Annotated in this window: 15 protein-coding genes and 1 tRNA gene; 6 read left to right on the forward strand and 10 right to left on the reverse strand. The window is 73.3% G+C overall.

What is annotated here, in order from left to right; translation table 11 throughout:
• The first annotated feature begins 112 nt into the window (after positions 1–112).
• From WME75_RS11955 to WME75_RS11970, 4 genes are all read left to right on the forward strand, one after another.
• The gene (locus WME75_RS11955) at positions 113–2170 is read left to right on the forward strand and encodes a M1 family metallopeptidase (RefSeq protein WP_437489958.1); all 2058 of its coding nucleotides are present in this window, start codon (positions 113–115) and stop codon (positions 2168–2170) included.
• The gene (locus WME75_RS11960) at positions 2167–3114 is read left to right on the forward strand and encodes a hypothetical protein (RefSeq protein ID WP_437489959.1); all 948 of its coding nucleotides are present in this window, start codon (positions 2167–2169) and stop codon (positions 3112–3114) included. Before WME75_RS11955 ends, WME75_RS11960 begins: the two co-directional genes overlap by 4 nt.
• Before the next feature lie 177 nt (positions 3115–3291).
• Positions 3292–3364, forward strand: a tRNA-Phe gene (locus WME75_RS11965).
• Positions 3365–3682: 318 nt separating this feature from the next.
• Entirely contained in the window at positions 3683–4168 is a 486-nt protein-coding gene (locus WME75_RS11970; RefSeq protein ID WP_437489960.1) for a response regulator, read from the forward strand.
• A gap of 102 nt (positions 4169–4270) precedes the next feature.
• On the opposite strand, the gene WME75_RS11975 is transcribed toward WME75_RS11970, so the two are convergent.
• From WME75_RS11975 to WME75_RS12005, 7 genes are all read right to left on the reverse strand, one after another.
• The gene (locus tag WME75_RS11975) at positions 4271–4612 is read right to left on the reverse strand and encodes a hypothetical protein (protein ID WP_437489961.1); all 342 of its coding nucleotides are present in this window, start codon (positions 4610–4612) and stop codon (positions 4271–4273) included.
• Positions 4613–5032: 420 nt separating this feature from the next.
• A complete protein-coding gene (locus tag WME75_RS11980; protein WP_437489962.1) occupies positions 5033–5605 on the reverse strand; it encodes a hypothetical protein in 573 nt (190 codons plus the stop codon).
• 106 nt (positions 5606–5711) lie between these two features.
• Positions 5712–6623 (reverse strand): SH3 domain-containing protein, encoded by a 912-nt coding sequence (locus WME75_RS11985; RefSeq protein ID WP_437489963.1) that lies wholly within the window; start codon positions 6621–6623, stop codon positions 5712–5714.
• 75 nt (positions 6624–6698) lie between these two features.
• Entirely contained in the window at positions 6699–9050 is a 2352-nt protein-coding gene (locus WME75_RS11990; RefSeq protein WP_437489964.1) for a DUF4340 domain-containing protein, read from the reverse strand.
• Positions 9050–10741, reverse strand: coding sequence for a GldG family protein (locus WME75_RS11995; RefSeq protein WP_437489965.1), 1692 nt, complete (start codon positions 10739–10741; stop codon positions 9050–9052). Before WME75_RS11995 ends, WME75_RS11990 begins: the two co-directional genes overlap by 1 nt.
• Complete coding sequence (locus WME75_RS12000; protein WP_437489966.1) at positions 10741–11487, reverse strand: ABC transporter permease; 747 nt, start codon at positions 11485–11487, stop codon at positions 10741–10743. The genes WME75_RS11995 and WME75_RS12000 overlap by 1 nt, the downstream gene beginning before the upstream one ends.
• 10 nt (positions 11488–11497) lie before the next feature.
• Positions 11498–12562 (reverse strand): ABC transporter ATP-binding protein, encoded by a 1065-nt coding sequence (locus WME75_RS12005; protein ID WP_437489967.1) that lies wholly within the window; start codon positions 12560–12562, stop codon positions 11498–11500.
• Positions 12563–12836: 274 nt separating this feature from the next.
• Here WME75_RS12005 and WME75_RS12010 point away from each other — a divergent pair, with 274 nt between their 5' ends.
• Positions 12837–13304 (forward strand): DUF3293 domain-containing protein, encoded by a 468-nt coding sequence (locus WME75_RS12010; RefSeq protein ID WP_437489968.1) that lies wholly within the window; start codon positions 12837–12839, stop codon positions 13302–13304.
• Positions 13305–13433: 129 nt separating this feature from the next.
• On the forward strand, positions 13434–13874 hold the full coding sequence (locus WME75_RS12015) for a hypothetical protein (RefSeq protein ID WP_437489969.1): 441 nt from the start codon (positions 13434–13436) through the stop codon (positions 13872–13874).
• 127 nt (positions 13875–14001) lie between these two features.
• Here the strand turns inward: WME75_RS12015 and WME75_RS12020 are convergent, their stop codons facing one another.
• From WME75_RS12020 to WME75_RS12030, 3 genes are read right to left on the reverse strand one after another with little or no spacing between them, the layout of a single operon-like run.
• On the reverse strand, positions 14002–14733 hold the full coding sequence (locus tag WME75_RS12020) for a response regulator transcription factor (protein ID WP_437489970.1): 732 nt from the start codon (positions 14731–14733) through the stop codon (positions 14002–14004).
• A 23-nt stretch (positions 14734–14756) separates the two neighbouring features.
• Entirely contained in the window at positions 14757–15782 is a 1026-nt protein-coding gene (locus WME75_RS12025) for a sensor histidine kinase (protein ID WP_437489971.1), read from the reverse strand.
• A gap of 40 nt (positions 15783–15822) precedes the next feature.
• The gene (locus WME75_RS12030; protein WP_437489972.1) at positions 15823–17133 is read right to left on the reverse strand and encodes a thymidine phosphorylase; all 1311 of its coding nucleotides are present in this window, start codon (positions 17131–17133) and stop codon (positions 15823–15825) included.
• Positions 17134–17138: the final 5 nt, after the last annotated feature.

Consider the following 17138-nt stretch of genomic DNA (forward strand, 5'->3'; position numbering starts at 1 on the left):
GCGCCGGGATCGCCTGAGATCCCCGGTCCCCGCCTCGAGAATCGTGCCGGGCGGGCCGCGGCGCCTGCTGACGCGCCTTTCCGCGATGGCGCTGGCTCGCTAGGTTGCACCGGTGCGCACGGCTCTCCAGGCCGCCGTCGGTCTCCTCCTCGCGCTGGTCGCCGGCCGCACGGGTGCGTCCCTCGTCGCCACGATCGCGCGCGGCGCTCCAGCGCAGCCGCCGCCGGCCGCTCGCGCAGGCGCCGTCGACGCCGCGGGCGCCACCGCAGCCGGCCCCGCAGCCGCTGTCGACGCCGCCCGCGTCACGCCATCGCCGGCGCCTCCTGCCGACGCCGAGCTCGCGGCGCACGCCGATCCGATCGCGAGCTACACGCTGCGCGCGAGCCTCGATCCGGTGCAGCACACGATGCGCGGCGAGGGCACGCTGGTCTGGCGGAACGCGTCGCGCGAGCCGCAGCGCGAGCTGTTCGTCCATCTCTACCTGAACGGCTTCAAGAGCGAGCGCACCGTGTTCCTCCGGTCGGCCATCGGGGGCTTTCGTGGCAACGAAATCTTGTACGATTACGGACACATCCAGGTGAAGCGCTTCGCGGTGCGCGAGATGGGAGGCGCGGACGTCTGGCCCCAGGGGAACCCCACGACGCCCGGCGATCCCGAGGACGAGACCGACATCCGCGTGGAGCTGCCGCGGCCCGTCGCTCCAGGCGACGCGATCACGATCGATCTCGCCTGGGACGCGCACCTCCCGTCGCTCGCGCTCAGGACGGGCCACTACGGGAGCTTTCACATGGTGGGGCAGTGGTTTCCGAAGATCGCTCGCCTCGAGCCCGACGGGACCTGGGCGCACTTCCCCTACCATCGGCTCTCGGAGTTTTACGCCGACTTCGGGGCCTACGACGTGACCGTCGACGTACCGGAGGGGGTCGCGGTCGGCGCCACCGGCCGGCTCGTGGAAGAGCGGCGGCTCGACGGCCGCGCGATCCGCCGGTTCGTGCAGGAGGACGTGCACGACTTCGCCTTCGCCGCGTGGGACCGCTTCCGCGAGATGCGCGCGACGACCGACGACGGCGTCGCGATCCGGTGCCTCTTCCCCGAGGGGAGCGAGCGCGAGGCGGCTCTCCAGATCGACCTGGCCCGGTTCGGCCTGTCGCATTTCGGCGCGGCGTTCGGCCGCTACCCGTACGGCACGCTCACGATCGTGCATCCGCCGGAGGGCGCCGAGGAGGCCGGCGGAATGGAGTACCCGACGCTCATCACGACCGGCGGCAGCTGGCTCTGGCCCGTGGTGGGCGTGCGCTTCGTCGAGGCGGTCACGGTGCACGAGCTCGCGCACCAGTGGTTCTACGGCCTCGTCGCCACCAACGAGCACCGCTACCCGTTCCTCGACGAGGGCCTCACCACCTACGCCGAGGCCGAAGCGCTCCGCGCGCGCTACGGCGACAGCTCGGCGGCGCGGCTGCTCGGGCTCGAGATCGACCTCCGGACGCAGTACCGCGCCGACGCGCTCGCGTCGGGCCACAACGGCGCCGTCGCGCAGCCGGCAACGGGCTTCGTGGACGGGGCGGACTACGCCGGCCTCGCGTACGGAAGGCCCGCGGTCCTCCTCGCGACCCTCGCCGGCGTGTACGGCGAGGACCTCGTGCGCCGGGCCGTGGGCCGCTACGCGCGCGAGAACCGGTTCCGTCACCCCGGCCCCGAGGCGCTGCTCGAGGCCGTGCGCCGCGAGGTGGGCGACGGGGCGGCCGAGGCGCTCCGCGCCGGGCTCTTCGAGCGCGGGTGGGTCGACTACACGGTCGCGACGTTCCACTCGTGGCCCGCAGGCGGCGCGGAGCCCGCTCCGGGCGAGGGCGGCCACGAGGGAGCGGGTTATCACGGCCACGCCGTCGTGCGGCGCCGCGGCTCGCTCGTGCTCCCCGTCGACGTCGCGCTGCACGGCGAGGACGGCGGCGTGCAGCGGGTCCGGTGGCAGGCGCACGAGAGCGTCGCCCGGATCCCCTACGCCGGCGCCTCGCCGCTGGTCGCCGTGGTGATCGACCCCGACCACCGGGTGCTGCTCGACGAGGACCTCGCGAACAACGCGCGCCGGGCGGATCCGGATCTCCTCGCGCCCAGCGTGCTCTCGCGCGCGAGCTTCGCCGTGGGGCTCGCGCTCACGCTCCTCGGGCCATGAGCGAGCCGGCGGAGGAGGGCGCGATGGTTCCGGGCTCGATGGCGGCCGCAGGGGGCGATCCGCCGCGCGCCCGGCCTGCCGCGCGGCGCGCCGCCGCGCACGAGCGGCCCGGCGCGATCGCGCTCTACTTCGGCTACCGGGCGCTCGCCTCGCTCGTGGTCGCGGCGCCGCTGTCCGTCTTCGCGGCCCAGGTCGTCGGCGATCATCCGCGCGGCGACGCGATCCTGTTCGATCCCGGCGGGCTGATGCTCGGCGAGCTCGGGCGCCTCGGGGCGCTCGCCGCCGCGTCCCTCGCGGCGCAGCTCGGCGTGGGCGCCCTGCTCGCCGCCGCGCTCGGGCTGATCCCGCTCGCGGTGCTCCTCGCCGCGCTGAGCCAGGCGGGGCCGCTCTCGGCGCAGGCCCTGGGCGGCCGCGCGGCGCGCGCCCTCGGCCCGCTCGCCTTGCTCTGGGGCGTCGCGCTCGCGGCGCAGGTCACCGCCGCCGCGCTCGTCCTGCTCCCCGGGATGCAGCTCTGCGAGGCGTTCCTGGCCCTGCCGCGCAGCCGCGACCTCGCGGCGGCGGCCGTCGCCGCGGTCGCGCTGGTGCACGTCGTGGCCATCGGTCTGCTCCACGACCTCGCGCGGGCCGCCCTCGTGGCCGAGCAGCGGGGCTTCTACACCGCCGTCGCCAGGGGCTTCGACGCGCTGTGCGCCGCGCCGCTCGCGGCCGCCTGGGCCTCGGCTTCTCGAGGCGCGCTCGCCGCCGTCGCGCTCGCAGGCGGGGCGTGGGGGATACACCTCGCCGGCGTCGGCACGGGCCCGCGCGTCGCCGCCGCGTTCGCCGCGCAGCTCGCGGCGCTCGCGGCCGCCGCCTACCTGCGCGCCTCGTGGCTCGCGGCCGCCCTCCGGCTGGTCGATCGCTCCGCGCCCGCGCAGCGCACGGGGACGGACGACACCGCCGAATGACGGCTCCGCGTTGCGGCCGCGCCGGAGGTGGCTGCGCCGAAAACCACCGCCGTCTCCTGGGCTTCCAACGAGGCTCGAGCAGCTCGGGATGCAGAAATCCTTTGACTTACGTCTACATCCGCGTAACGTAGCCCGCCCGTGACCGACGTCTCGGCGTAAGCGCGGGACCCGCAGCAAGCCCAGGTAGCTCAGTTGGTAGAGCAGAGGATTGAAAATCCTCGTGTGGGCGGTTCGATTCCGTCCCTGGGCACTATTCTTTCTTGTGCCGGCGAGCAGGCGCCGCCGCGCCCCCTACTCACGCTCTTGTGTGCTCCTCCGCTCGACGCGGCTCAGCCGTTGTCGTGGACGCCCGGGCGATTCCGCCTCTCGGCCAGACGCCAGCTGGCCGCAGGCGAGGGCGCGGTGGTCTGTTCAGGAGTACTTTCGCGGGTTTGGCCACATCGGGTGACAGTGGAACTTGGTTCCGGTGCGGTAGCGATCCTGGTAAGCTGATGGGGGGACCACTCGTTGCAACCTGAACACTCCGGAGGCGCCCTAGGGAACGGCGCCTCCTCATGGAGGCTCCCTCATGGCCGATCGTCGTGTCGACTCCTCGCGAAAGAGCTCTCCGGAAACGGCCTCCGCTTCCGACTCGGCGCCGCGGAGCCGGCCGTCCGCGCCTGGTAACCAGGCCGCCGAGGGGGCTCGAAAGAAGAAGATCCTCGTCGTCGACGACTCGCTGACTTCGCTGCTGTCACAGCAGCTGGCGCTCGGCGCGGACGACTACGACATCGTCATTGCGCGCAACGGCAAGGAGGCGATCGCGAAGGCCGTGGCGGAGCGCCCCGATCTCATCCTGATGGACGTCGTCATGCCCGCGATGGACGGCTTCCAGGCCTGCAGATGGCTTCGCGCGTTCGACGCGACGAAGACCGTGCCGATCATCATGATGACGACGAGGAGCGATCAAACGAGCATCAAGATCGGCTTCGCCAACGGGTGCACCGACTACCTCATCAAGCCTTTCGACGGCGATTTGCTGCTCATGAAGGTCCGCACCCACCTCGGCGAATAAGGCCCCTCTCAGCCACCCCGGCGCGTGACCGGGGAGGCGGAGACAGGGTTCCGGGAGCCGAACCAGGCCTCCTCGCGGACAGGCGCGCGGCGCGGTCAGCCCTCACTCGGTGATGGCGGCCCAGAACTTGAGCCCGGTCTGGATACCGGCGCAGCCGCTCAGGTTTTCGACCTGATCGACGCATCCATCGACGTCGACCGCGTCACTGCGGCACGCGAACTCGTCATCCACGCAGGAGAGGGCCTCGTCGAACTGCTCCTCGCAGCCCTCCGCCGCCGCCTCGCGCTCGGCGTCTTCGAGGTTGTCCACGCAGTCGTCTTCGTCGTCCGGGCTGCAGTCTCCGGTGCAATCGCACATGTCCTCGCACAGACCCGAGATAGAGGCCCCGCAGCCCGGAAGCATGGCGAGCGCAAGGGCGACCGTGAACGAGCAAGCGAGCTTCAAAGTTGTACCTCCAACCTGGTCGCGCGGCGCGCGAGCTACGATGATGTGGCTTGTCTATCGCGTTCGGGGAGGAGGTACAAGCCGCACGTTCGGCGTCCCGGGCGCGCTCGGCGGCGTCCCCGCGGGGTTGCGCGCGGTCGCGCGTGATTCCGTATGCCTCCGGGGCGCATTCGCTGCCCGCGCCGCGCTACGCCAGCGGTGCCGCGCGACGACTCGGCAGTTGCCAGGCATCATGTGCCCGCCCCGTGTTTCGACGGATGATGCCGCGCCGGCGACGAGCGGTATTGATCACGGGAACCCCGCTCATGCAGATATTCCCGGAGCCGCTCTCGCTCGGCCCCGCTGAGCGCCGCTTGACTCCCGTTCAGCTCCGTTTCGCTCGATCCCCGCGCCGATTCGCGGCGCTCGGTTCGGTTCTGCTCAGTTCCGCGTGGCGCCTTCGGCCTGCGCCGGCCAGAGCCGGCGGAAACCGACGCCGACGATGCCCCCGTCGTCGCGCTGCACCAGGCCCCCGAAGCGGCATTTCTCGACCAGCGTGCCTTCCGCCAGCTCGCCGCCGTCCTGGAACCGGATGCGTTGGCCCTCGCTCAGGGCGGCAAAGACGCGCGCATCCGCAGCGACGGCCATGAGCGACTCCGGCGCAGGGACGCGCAACGGCGCGATGTCCGCTGTGCGGGCGCGGTGAACCAGGCCCCGGTGGGTCATGGATCGCACAGAAACAGAGGGCTTGTTTTTGTCCTGGACGGATGATGCTGCTTCCGGGACGGCAACCCACACGTCGACCGTGGCGCCACGCCTGAAGAGGACCACCCCGGGCAGTGCCTTGCTCGCGGCGGTGGTGAGGAGGACCAGCTCACCCACACCCGACTCGGTCGACGCGCGTCCGCCGAGGCGCTCGCGCACCGCGTCGACCGTGGGCTTCGCGGCGTCTGCCGCCGCGAAGCCCGCGGATCGGCCCAGGGGAATCAGCGGGAGCGACAGCTTGCGCGTCATCGGACCCCGCCATTCTACGCGAACCGACGCGCGCTCGCCCGGGCGCTGGCCTTGAATCCGCGTCTGACGCCGCCCGCGCGCGCCCGCCGGCTCGCGCCTCGCTTGGCTAAAGGCCGATGGCGCCGCGGTAGATCCAGCCCGTCTTGCCCCGGTGCTCGACCTTGTACCAGTCGTTCTGCCGGCCAACGAGCTTGACGCGCGTCCCACGCACGAGGCGCATGACCACATCGCCCTCCTTGGGCACCCCGCGGACGAGCGCGGTGTCCCAGCTGACCGTGGCCAGGCCGCTCGCGGCGCTCTCGCTCGTGGTCGTGCCGGCGGCCGGCTCCTGCGCCTCGCCGCCGGCCTCCGCCTTCGCGGCCTCCGCCTGCACGCCCGGGGGATGGAACGTGGCGGTGTACACGAGGGAGTAGCGGGGGTACTTGTGCGGGACCTCCTCGAGGGAGACGTTCGAGAACTCGCGCGCGGCGCACTGGAGAATGCCGCTGATCGTCGAGGAGGGCAGGCTCGCCTTCTTTCCCTTGACGACCTGGACCTCTTTCTTCTCGAAATTCAGCTCGAAGCCGATCGGGAGCTTGCCGTCGACGCCGAGCGCCGCCGGACACTGGGCGAGCTCCTTCAGCCGGGGCAGCGCGATCGGATCGAACTGGAGCTCTCCGCAGTCCTCGATCTTCTTGTTCTTCTTGTCCGAGCAGCGCGTGATCCTGCCGGGGCCGACCACGACCTGCTGCTGGTTCTTCGCGGGCTCCGGCGGCCTGGCGTCGGGCTCCGCCGTCCCGGGCACGGCAGCTGCGGGGGAGGGCGGCGCGGCCGCTGTCGCGGCCTCGGCGGTCGCCTTGGGGTCGCCGGGGACGCTCGGGCCGATGCGGACCCCGGCGAGCCTCGGCCAGGCGACGCCCACGACGAACCCCACAAGCGCGATCACCCCGATCCGCGACCAGACCGGCTGCTCATCGCCGGGACGGGGGATGTCGACCGCCAGCGGGCGCTGCCGCTTCGCCATGTCCGCCTTCGCCATGTCCACCACGTCGCGTAGCACAGGTGCGCCGCCAGAACGAAATAGTACGAAATAGTCCGCTCGCTCAGCCCCGCGTCAGTCGACGCCCGCCGCCTCGAGCAGCGGTCGCACCCTGGACTGCGCGATGGCGTAGACCGCGCTCACGCCGTCGCGGCGGGCATAGAAGACATTCGTGCCGCGGAAAGCGTCGCCCGCGCCGATCGCGATCGTGAACGACCCCTCCGACGAGCGCGGCGGGCTCGCGCCGCCTTCGCCCGCCGGCGCGGCCTGCGGCCGGGCAAGCTCGATGGTGACCCGGAGCCGCGGCGGGCCGAGGCCGTGCTGCCGCTCCGGCTGGCCCAGGGCCACGGCGCCCTCGGCGCGTAGATCGGCGAGGGCGTCCCGGACGCGCGCGGCGGTCGCGGTGGCGCTCGCCGGGTCGGCCGCCCCCATGACGGTGAAGCCGTGCGGCGAGCCCTCGAGCACGACCGGCTTCCCGTCCCGCGGGGCCAGCGTCACCCGCGCGATGTCCTCAGGGGGGACGAGGAAGACGTCGCGGCGGAGCAGCAGGCGCCCGGCCGCGGCCTCGAGCGCCGGCGGCGCGACGAAGACCGCGGCGCTGTCGCCGGCGCGCGCGAACGAGCCTGCGCCGGCGTGCGCGCCGAGCTCCACTCGGGCCGCGCGCGCCGCCGCGCCGGAGGCGCCCGCGCCCGGCTCCGGCGCGGCGGTCAGCTCGGCCTCCACCACCAGCCGGGGCGCGCCGAGCCCGTAGCTCTGGCCGGCGTCCGCGGCGACCCAGCGCTCGGCCTTGAGGCCGGCGAGCTGCCCGGCGAGCTCGTCCGCGAGCCCGCCGTCGGCCGCGAGGCCCACGCCGCTCGGCGCGACGAGCTGCCAGGCGCCCTCGCCCGTCCGGCGGAGCCGCTGGACCAGGCCGGGGCGCTCGATCCGCAGCGCGCTGATCTGATCCGGCGCGAAATCGAACACCTCCATGGAGCGCAGCGACACCTCGGAGGGGAGGAGCGCGCCGGCGGACGGGGCCGGGACCTCGGCGATCGCGCCGTCCTCGAGCCGCCGGACGTGCACGACGCCGGCCTGCTCGGCGCCGATCTCGAGCGTCTCGATGCGCTCCTGCGGCTCGCCCTCGCCGGCCGAGGCCGGCGTCGAGACGACGCGGAGGGTGGCACGCGGCGGATCCAGGCCGAGCGCCTTCGGGGAGCTCGCCGCGGGGAGGAGGCGCGCCGCGCGGACGCCGAGGATCGCCTGCACAAGGGCGCGGCCCGTCTCGGTCGGGACAGGGCGGTCCTGCGGGGCGCGCAGGTGCCACTCGCTGCCGGTGCGCGCGAGCTCCAGCGAGCGCGCGTCGCGCTGGCCGGCCGCGAGCTTCACCTCGGCGACCTCGTCGAGCGGCGCGGCGACGAGGGCGAGATCGACGAAGCGCGCGGCCTCCTCGGTGAGCGGGTCGAGCACGCTCGCGGGCACGCAGGCGGCCGCGCGCGTGGGCTCGAGCCGCGCCGCGACGACGTGGTCGGGCTTGCCCGGGCAGGCGCCGCCGACGTCGATCACGCCGCGCTTCGCCGAGGGATCGCTCGGCAGGAGCGTCAGCGTGACCCTGGGGCCGCCGGAGGCCGCGGCCTGCGCCGCTTCCTCCTCGGAGAGGAACGCCTCGGCCTGCATGCGGCCGAGCGCCGAGAGCACGAGATCCAGCGCCGGCGCGCTGACCCGGACGCCGCTGCCCTCGGGTGAGCCCTCGGCGAAGCGGAAGCCGGCGCCGCGGCCGCCACCCCACGGGGCGCGCACGAACCGCCGCGATCCGCCCTCGCCGTCGAGCGTGAGCCCCGAGAGCTCGGCCGGGACGTAGGGGACGAAGCTCCGGGAGCGGAAGCGATCCGGCGGCACGTCGAGGGCCGCGGCGAGCTGCTTCGTGACGACGAAGACGCCGCGGCCGGCGACCTCGGCGTAGACCGCGCCGGGCGGCGTGGGGGCGCTGCCGCCGAGCAGCAGCCGCTCGCGGCGCGAGCCCATCGTGAGGGCGATCGTGAGCCGGGGCGCGGCCAGGCCGAGGGCGGCCCGATCGCTCGCCTCCTCGGAGACGCGGCGCTCCGCCGTCGCGAACTCGAGCGTGCCGAGGAGCTGGTCGACCGTGGGCTCGTCGGCGGGGTAGCGCTGCCCGTCGATCTCGACGTTCCACGGGCGCTGGCCGGCGTCGCTGACGTCGCCGCGGGTGAGCCGGGCCGTCTGCTGCGCGGCGGGCGGCGCGCCGGGCGGGGCCATCGTCACGGTGAGCTCGGTGATCTCGTCGGCGCGCCACGCCTCGAACAGGTGCTTCTTGCGGCGCTCGGCCTCGTCGGTGGACACCGAGCCCCGGTCGAGCACGAGGAGCGCGACGGCCGCCGCGGCGGCGAGCGCGACAAGGATCAGCGTCGTCGCGTGCCCGCGGAGGCGCCGCATCACGACGCGCCTTCGCGCTCGGTCCCGCCCGGTGAGCCGCGCCCGGCGGGGGAGCCGGGGCCGCCCTTGTCGCCGGGGCGGCGCTCGGAGCCGCGCCGCGCGAGGTGCACGGCGAGGCCGAGGAGGGCCGCGGCGAGCGGCATGTAGACGACGACGTAGCGGAAGATGCCGGCGAGCGAGTCCTCGCTGAGCCGGAGGCCCGCGGTGACCGCGGGCTTGTCGGGGATGTCGAGCATGGGCGGGCTCGCGGCGAGCCAGGACAGCGCGCTCTCGACGAACACGGCCGTCCCGCGGAGCTCGGGGCTCTGCCAGTTCGCGCCGTAGAGCGCGCTGGGCGAGCTGACCACCACGACGCGCGGCCCGTGCGCGGCGCTGGACCCCGCGGGCTTCGGCAGCTCCGCGGCGTAGGCGACCGTGAGCGGCCCACGGTGATCGCCGTCGCGCGGCTGCGGCTCGGATGGATCCCGGGCCCAGCCGAAGAAATCGACCATGCCGAAGGCCCTGTCGCTCGTGACGAGCAGCGGCGCCGGGGCCACGGGCCCGCTCGTCGTGGGCGCGAGCGAGCTGGCCACCGTGAGCACCGGGCCGAGCCCCTGATCGGCCGCCTTGACGAGCCCCTCGGTGATCGGGTGCGGCCTCACGAGGGGCGAGAAGGTCTCGCCGAAGCCCTGCGTCGAGCGGAGCTTCGGGTCGAGCTCGAACACGAAGTCCGACCGGAGCTCGACGCCCGCCACGGCGAGCAGGCCGGAGAGCCCGAGATCCACGTATCGCTGATCGCTCTCGTCCGGCACCGGGCCGAGCGCGAGCAGCGCGCTGCCGCCCTGCTCGATGAACGCGCGGTAGCGGGCGACGTCGCGGGGGGGCACCGGCTGGCTCGGCTCGGCGAGGACGAGCACCCGGCAGCGGCCGAGATCGACCTCGGGCGCCGGCTCCTTCGGCGCGGCGCCGGGTTCCTCGTCGTCGCCGTGGTCGTGACCGTCGTCGCCGTGGTCGTGACCGCCGCGGCCGCCGCCGAGCGCCACGACCTCGTAGTTGTTCTTGTTGAGCCGGTCCTTGAGCGCCGCGAGCCCGCCGGCGCCGCCGACCTCGATCGACTTCTCGCCGTGGCCGCTCGCGAAGCAGACCCTCGGCCGATCGGTGCGGAGGACGCTCCGGATCGCCCCGGTCAGCGCCTGTTCGAGCCGCGGTCGCGCCCGCAGGTCGTCCTCGTCCTCGACCTCGACGAGGTCGCTCGCGGTGAGGAAATGGGGGCGGTCCCCGCGCGCGACGATGATCGCCGCGTCCGTGACGATTCGCCCGTCCTCCGTCTTGCCCGCGACGACCCCGTAGCGCTGCTGCACGGCGAGGAACTCCGCGGGGCGCCGGTCGGGATCGGTCACGTCGACCTCGAGCCGCGTCGTCTCGGCCCGGTACGCGTCGAGCAGGTGCCGCACCGAGAGCGTCAGGGGGTCGGCCTCGGAGAGCAGGACATAGACGCGGATCGGCTCCTCGAGCGCGCGCAGCGTCGAGACGGTCGCGTCGCTCAGCGTGTACAGGCCGCCCTGCGTCCAGTCCCAGCGCTTGTAGTGGCGCGCGACGAGCAGGTTGACGAGCACCGCGAGCACCATCGCCGCGATGATCCCGACGCTCGTCGAGAGCTTCTCGCCGAGCGAAGTTCCCGGCGGAGCGCGATCGGGCCGCTCTTCGCCCATCAGCCCCACCTCCACGCGTCCACCGCGCGTACGGTCACGAACAGCGGCAGCGCGATCACCGTCCCGTCGAACACGAGCCGGCGCAGGTCGACGACCCCGCGGGAGAAGTCGTTCATCTGCGTCCACACCGAGACGTAGGCGCAGAGCTCGTGCGCCGGGCCGTCCGGGAAGATGAACTCCCCGATGCCCAGGATGAACAGGCCCATCACCGCCATCGTGCTGAGCACCGCGGCCATGAGCTGGCTCTTCGTGAGCGCGCTCGTCATCGTCCCGATCGCGAGGTAGCCGGCGCCGACCGCGACGATGGCGAGGTAGCTCGACCCCACGACCCGCCAGTCGAGCTCGCCCGTCCGGGCGATGAGGACCACGTAGAGCAGCGTCGGCGCCCACATCGCGACGTACGTCACGAGCGTCGCGGCGTACTTCGCCAGCACGACGCCGGCGGAGCCCACCGGCGCCGTGAGGAGCGCCTCGATGGTGCCGCTCCGGCGCTCCTCGGCGAAGAGCCGCATCGTGAGCAGCGGGCACACGAAGAGCAGCGGCAGGTAGATCAGGATCGTCTGGCCGAAGAAGACCTGCACCGGGCCCGTGTCGGCGGAGAGCTCCACCTCGCCCGCGAACTGGGTCGCGATCAGGAAGAAATGCACGCCCTGCACGAGCAGGAACGTGGTGATCAGCACCCACGCGAGCGGCGTCACGAAGAGCGAGAAGAGCTCTCGCTTGAAGATCGGCCAGAAGCCCCTCACCGCCGCTCCTTCACCGCGCCGCTCCTTCATCGCGCCGCGCCGCGCTCCCCTTCTTCCGGGCCGCCGGCCGCGGCCCGTCGCCATCGCCCGCCGCGCCCGGCTCCCCGGCTGCGCCCTGCGCGTCGTCGGTGGCGGTCAGCTCGGAGAACACCTGCTCCAGCGACGGGGCGTGGGGGACGAGCTCGCGCACCCCGAGGCCCGCGCCGACCAGCGCGCTCACGAGGCGCTCGGTGGCGTCCCCCGCGTCGGCGCCGGCGTCGAACTCGACCGTGAGCCGCGCCGCGTCGCCGGCCGACTCCGCCTCGGCCGAGCGGACCCCCGCCGCGCCGCGCGCCGCCGCGAGCGCCGCGTCGGCCGCGCCGCGCACGGCGACGCGCACGCCGGACGAGCGGCGCTTCGCGCGGAGCTCGTCGATCGAGCCCTCCGCGACAAGCCTGCCGCGCGCGATCACGAGCGCCCTCGTGCACGTCGCCTCGACCTCGGAGAGGATGTGCGTCGAGAGGAGCACCGTGCGGCCCGGGCCGAGCCGGCGCACGAGCGCGCGCACCTCGCGGATCTGGTTCGGATCGAGGCCCGCCGTCGGCTCATCCAGGATGAGCAGCGGCGGGTCGCTGACGAGCGCGTCCGCGAGGCCGACCCGCTGGCGGTAGCCCTTCGAGAGGTGGCCGATCATGATGCTCGCGACGTCCTCGATGCGCGCGTCGCGGAGGGCGCGCGCGACCGCGTCGCGGCGCGCGCGCCGCGGCACGAGCTTCAGCTCGGCGCGGAAGGCGAGGTACTCCGCCACGCGCATCTCCGGGTAGAGCGGCGAGGTCTCGGGCATGTACCCGAGCGACGCCCGCGCGCGCATCGGGTCCTCGGCGATGTCGTGGCCGGCGACCCGCACCCGGCCGGTGGTCGCGCCGAGGAACCCCGCGAGGATGCGGAGGGTCGTGCTCTTGCCGGCCCCGTTCGGCCCGAGGAACCCGACGATCTCGCCCTGGCTCACCCGGAAGGAGAGATCGCTCACCGCCTGGTGGGGGCCGTAGGACTTGGAGAGGTGCTCGACCTCGATCATCGGGACATCAGGGCGCAAGGGGTCAGGGCGGTCGGCGCCGCGCGCGGGCAGGCCGAGCGATCGCGCGGAACGCTTAGCGCACCGGGCGGGGCAGGGGAAGCGCGCGCCGGGCTTCCGCGCGGCTCTGGCTACTCGCCGGCGCGGGACGCCGGCGAGTAGCCAGAGCCGCGCGTCTCTGGTAACCCTCCGCCGTCGCGCCCGGCGGCCCGGGCGCTCACGCCACGGGCCCCTCTGCAAGGCGACGCACCCGGTGCGCCGAGCGCCGCGGCCCCCTCACACCCACCGCTCCACGATGGATCAGACGCTTCTCCGGTCGTATTTCTCGACCATTTACGAGTTCCCCACGGCGGCGGGGACGCTGCGCGTCTCGCTCGACGGCGAGATCGTCCAGGATCAGGCCGGGCTCCCCGAGCTCCTGACCCGCAAGTTCGCCGTGCTCACCGCCTACAACCCGCGCTCGATGCTCATCCCCCGCCGGGTCAACGATCAGCGCCACCACGTCCTCCGCGATCTCTTGATCCTCGGATGTTACCGGGTGGAGCCGTGCGTCGGATCCGAGGCGGAGCCGGAGGGCATCTGGCGCGAGCCGGCCTGGCTCGTCCACGGCATGGACCGGGACGAGGCGATCGCCTTCGGCCGCGTCTTCCGGCAGAACACGATCGTGTTCGCGCAAGGCGGCCGGCCGGAGCTCATCATCACGGATCCGACAGCTGACGACATCGGCCGAACTTTCCAGGGCAACTGGCGGGTTCGGTCATGACCGGCGCGGCGTCCGCGGACGCCGGACGCCGATTCCATGTTGAAACATACCCGCAAAATGTGGGTTCATGCCGTGGCGTTCAGGGATGGGCGGATCGGCCTCGCTCACCACATGAGGAGACACAGCAGAATGCGCACCCAGGTCACCCTCGCGGCGCTCGTCGCCGCGCTCGGGCTCGTCGCCGGCGCTGGCGGCTGCGGCCAGAACAAGGTCTCGGAGTGCAACGCGCTCATCGAGGTCATCAACAAGGGCGTCCAGAGCATCGAGAAGGGCACCAAGACCGGCGCCGATCAGGGCGGGTCGAGCGAGCTCAAGGCGATGGCCGAGGCGATGGACAAGGTGGCGGCCGACGCGGCGCAGGTGAAGCTGACCACCCCGGAGCTGCAGAAGTTCTCGGGCGAGTACCAGGCCATGGCGAAGGAGGTCGCCAGGGCGGCGCGCGATCTCGCGACGTCGGCGGACGCGAACGACGCCGAGAAGAGCAACACGGCCCAGGCCGCGATCGAGAAGGCGATCAAGCAGGAAGATCCCCTCGTCGACAACATCAACAAGTTCTGTCAGGCGCCCTGAAGGGCCGCGCCCGCCGGGGGCCCCCGGCGGGGCTCCCGCGCGCGCGGCGCCCGCGAGGCCCACGTGCCGCCTGGGACACGCGCCTGCGCACGCAGGTTGCGCGCGGCCTGGCGGGCGCGCCGAGCGATCAGGGGACGAAGCGGTAGCCGACGCCGCGCACCGTCAGGATGTGGCGCGGTGAGGTCGCGTTTTCCTCCAGCTTGTTGCGGAGCTGGAGGATGAAGTTGTCGATGGTGCGCGGGGTCCCGTGGTGGGTCGGGCCCCACACCTTGGCCTGGATCTGCTCCCTGGACAGGACCCGACCGCCGGCCTCGGCGAGGCAGAGGAGCACGTCGAACTCGGTCGCCGTGAGCTCGAGCAGCTCCTCGCCGCGGCGGACCTCGCGCGTCGCCGCGTTGATCACGACGTCGCCCGCGCGCAGCTGCGCCCCGTCGGCGCGCGCGATCGCGTCGCGCCGGAGCACCGCCTTCACGCGGGCGAGCAGCTCGGCCAGGCTGAACGGCTTCGTGATGTAGTCCTCGGCGCCGAGCTCGAGGCCCATCACCTTGTCCATCTCGGCGCCGCGCGCGGACAGCATGATCACCGGCAGGGTGCGCCGCTCGTTGCGGAGGATGCGCAGCAGCTCGAAGCCGTTCAGGCGGGGGAGCATCACGTCGATGATGATGAGGTCGATCCCGCCGGCGCGGGCGAGCGCGAGCCCGCGCTCGCCGTCCTCGGCCACCATGACGCGGTAGCCCTCGGCGGTCAGGTTCATCTCGAGACCCATAGCGATGCTGGGATCGTCCTCGACGAGCAGGACGGTCCGCGCCGGTGCTTGAGGGTTCCGGGTCATGCTGAGCACGACCTCTAGCATGTTCATGTCCGGACCGGAGACAGCCGCGCCTACCGCGGCGCGTTCGCTCCGGCGCCCTGCTCCGCCGCTCCGGGGTGCGCTGCGGCGACGTTGTGCGCGGCGTCCGGCGGGTGTCTCCGGGCGGCGCTCGCCCTCTGCGCGCCCCGGAGCGGGAGCACGAGCGTGAACGTGCTGCCCTTCCCGGGCTCGCTGTCGACGAGGATCCTGCCCCTGTGCGCCCGGACGACGTGCTTGACGATCGACAGCCCGAGCCCGGAGCCTTCCTGCTGCCGCGCGAGGAGGTCGTCGACCCGGTAGAACTTCTCGAAGATCCGCTTGTGCTCCTTGCGGGCGATGCCCTTGCCGTTGTCGCGGACCGTGATCAGCGCCGACCGGTTGTGGACCTGGGCGGAGACGCTGATCGTCCTCGGCTGACCGCCGTACTTGTAGGCGTTCGAGAGGAGGTTCACGATCGCGTCGACGAGCGCGCTGCGGTCGCAGAACACGGGCGGCAGGTTCGCGTCGACGGAGATGTCGAGCTCGACGCTGCGCTTCTCGCGGGTCGGCTCGAAGGCGTGGATCGCCTCGTCGACGACCTGCCGGAGGTGGTGCTCCGAGAGCTCGTAGACGCGCCGGCCGCTCTCCATCCGCCCCCAGTCGAGCAGCCGATCGATGAGCTGCTGGAGGCGGGCGCTCTCCTTGGTGAGCGCGTCGATGCAGCGATCCTCGCTGTGCGCGTCGCCGCGCCTGAGCTTGAGCGTCTCGGTGAACATCCGGATCGACGTGAGCGGCGTGCGCAGCTCGTGCGAGACCTTGGACACGAAATCGGCCTGGAGCTCGGACAGGTTGCGCTCGCGCCGGAGGAAGACCCAGACGAGGATGACCCCGGTCGCGAGCGTCCCGCAGAACGTGAGGACCAGGATCCCCATGATGAGGTTGTACTGGGCCTCGCCGAGGACGAGCAGGAGGAAGCCGACGCCCGACAGGAGCACGCCGGGGACGATGACCAGGTAGACGAGGAGCTGGATGATCCGCCGGTAGCCGAGCGTGGTGAGGTCGCGTCTCGGGCTTCGCATGACGGCAGCTTAGTTGGGCGGCGCGGCGGCCGCGAGCCGCCTAGGCGTCGATCCGCTCCAGCACGAGCGCGGGCGCCTCGGCGGGCGCCGGGCCGAGCCGGAAGGCCGCGCGGACGCGATCGGCCGCGGCGCGCGCGTCGTCCGCCCGGCGCGCGTGGATGCGGGCGAGGGGCGCCCCGCGGTCCACGTGATCGCCGCGCACGGCGGCGAGCTCGATGCCCACGGCGGGGTCCACGCGCTGGTCGGCGCGCGTCCGCCCGGCGCCGAGCGCGACCGCGGAGAGCCCGATCTCCAGCGGATCGACGGCGACGACGTACCCCTCGTCCTGGGTCGCGACGTCGACCACGACGGGGGCGGCGGGCAGCCGGCCGGGGTCGTTCACCACGGCCGGATCGCCCTTCTGGGCGGCGATCATCCGCGCGAGGACCTCGGCCGCGGCGCCGCTCGCGATGGCGGCCTCGAGCTTCGTCCGCGCCTCGGCCGCGCTCGCCGCGGCGCCGCCGGCGATCAGCATCTCCTCCCCGAGGGCGAGCGTGCACGCGACGAGGTCGCCCGGCCCGCGGCCGTGCAGCACCTCGATCGCCTCGCGGGTCTCGATGGCGTTGCCGACGGTGCGCCCGAGCGGGGCGCTCATGTCGGTGAGCAGCGCGGAGACGCGCTTGCCGGCCGCGGTCCCGACGCGCACGAGGGCGGTCGCGAGCGCGCGGGCGTCGTCCTGGGTCTTCATGAACGCGCCCCGCCCGACCTTGACGTCGAGGACGAGCGCGTCGATGCCCTCCGCGAGCTTCTTCGAGAGGATGCTGGCGACGATGAGCGGGATCGACTCGACCGTGGCCGTCACGTCGCGCAGCGCGTAGATGCGCTTGTCCGCGGGCGCGATCCGCTCGGTCTGCCCGATCATGCACGTCCCCACCTCGCGGACGATGCGCGCGAACGCGCCGACGTCGAGCGCCACGTCGAACCCCGGGATGGCCTCGAGCTTGTCGAGCGTGCCGCCCGTGTGGCCGAGGCCGCGGCCGGACACCATCGGGACGGGGACGCCGCAGGCCGCGACGAGGGGGGCGAGGCAGATCGAGACCTTGTCGCCGACGCCGCCGGTCGAGTGCTTGTCGACCTTGCGGCCAGGCACGCCGGACAGGTCGAGGACGTCGCCCGAGTGGAGCATCGCGCGGGTGAGCGCGACGGTCTCCGCGTCGTCCATACCGCGGAAGAAGATGGCCATGAGCAGCGCGCTCATCTGGTAGTCGGCGAGCTCGCCGTCGCCGAGGGCGCGGACGAGCCGCGCGATCTCGTCCTCGGACAGCCGCCCGCCGTCACGCTTCCTCGCGACGAGCTCGACAAGGGTCTGCATTGGCC

Origin of the sequence: Sorangium sp. So ce1014 (genome assembly GCF_051521505.1) — a bacterium.
GTDB lineage: Bacteria > Myxococcota_A > Polyangia > Polyangiales > Polyangiaceae > Sorangium.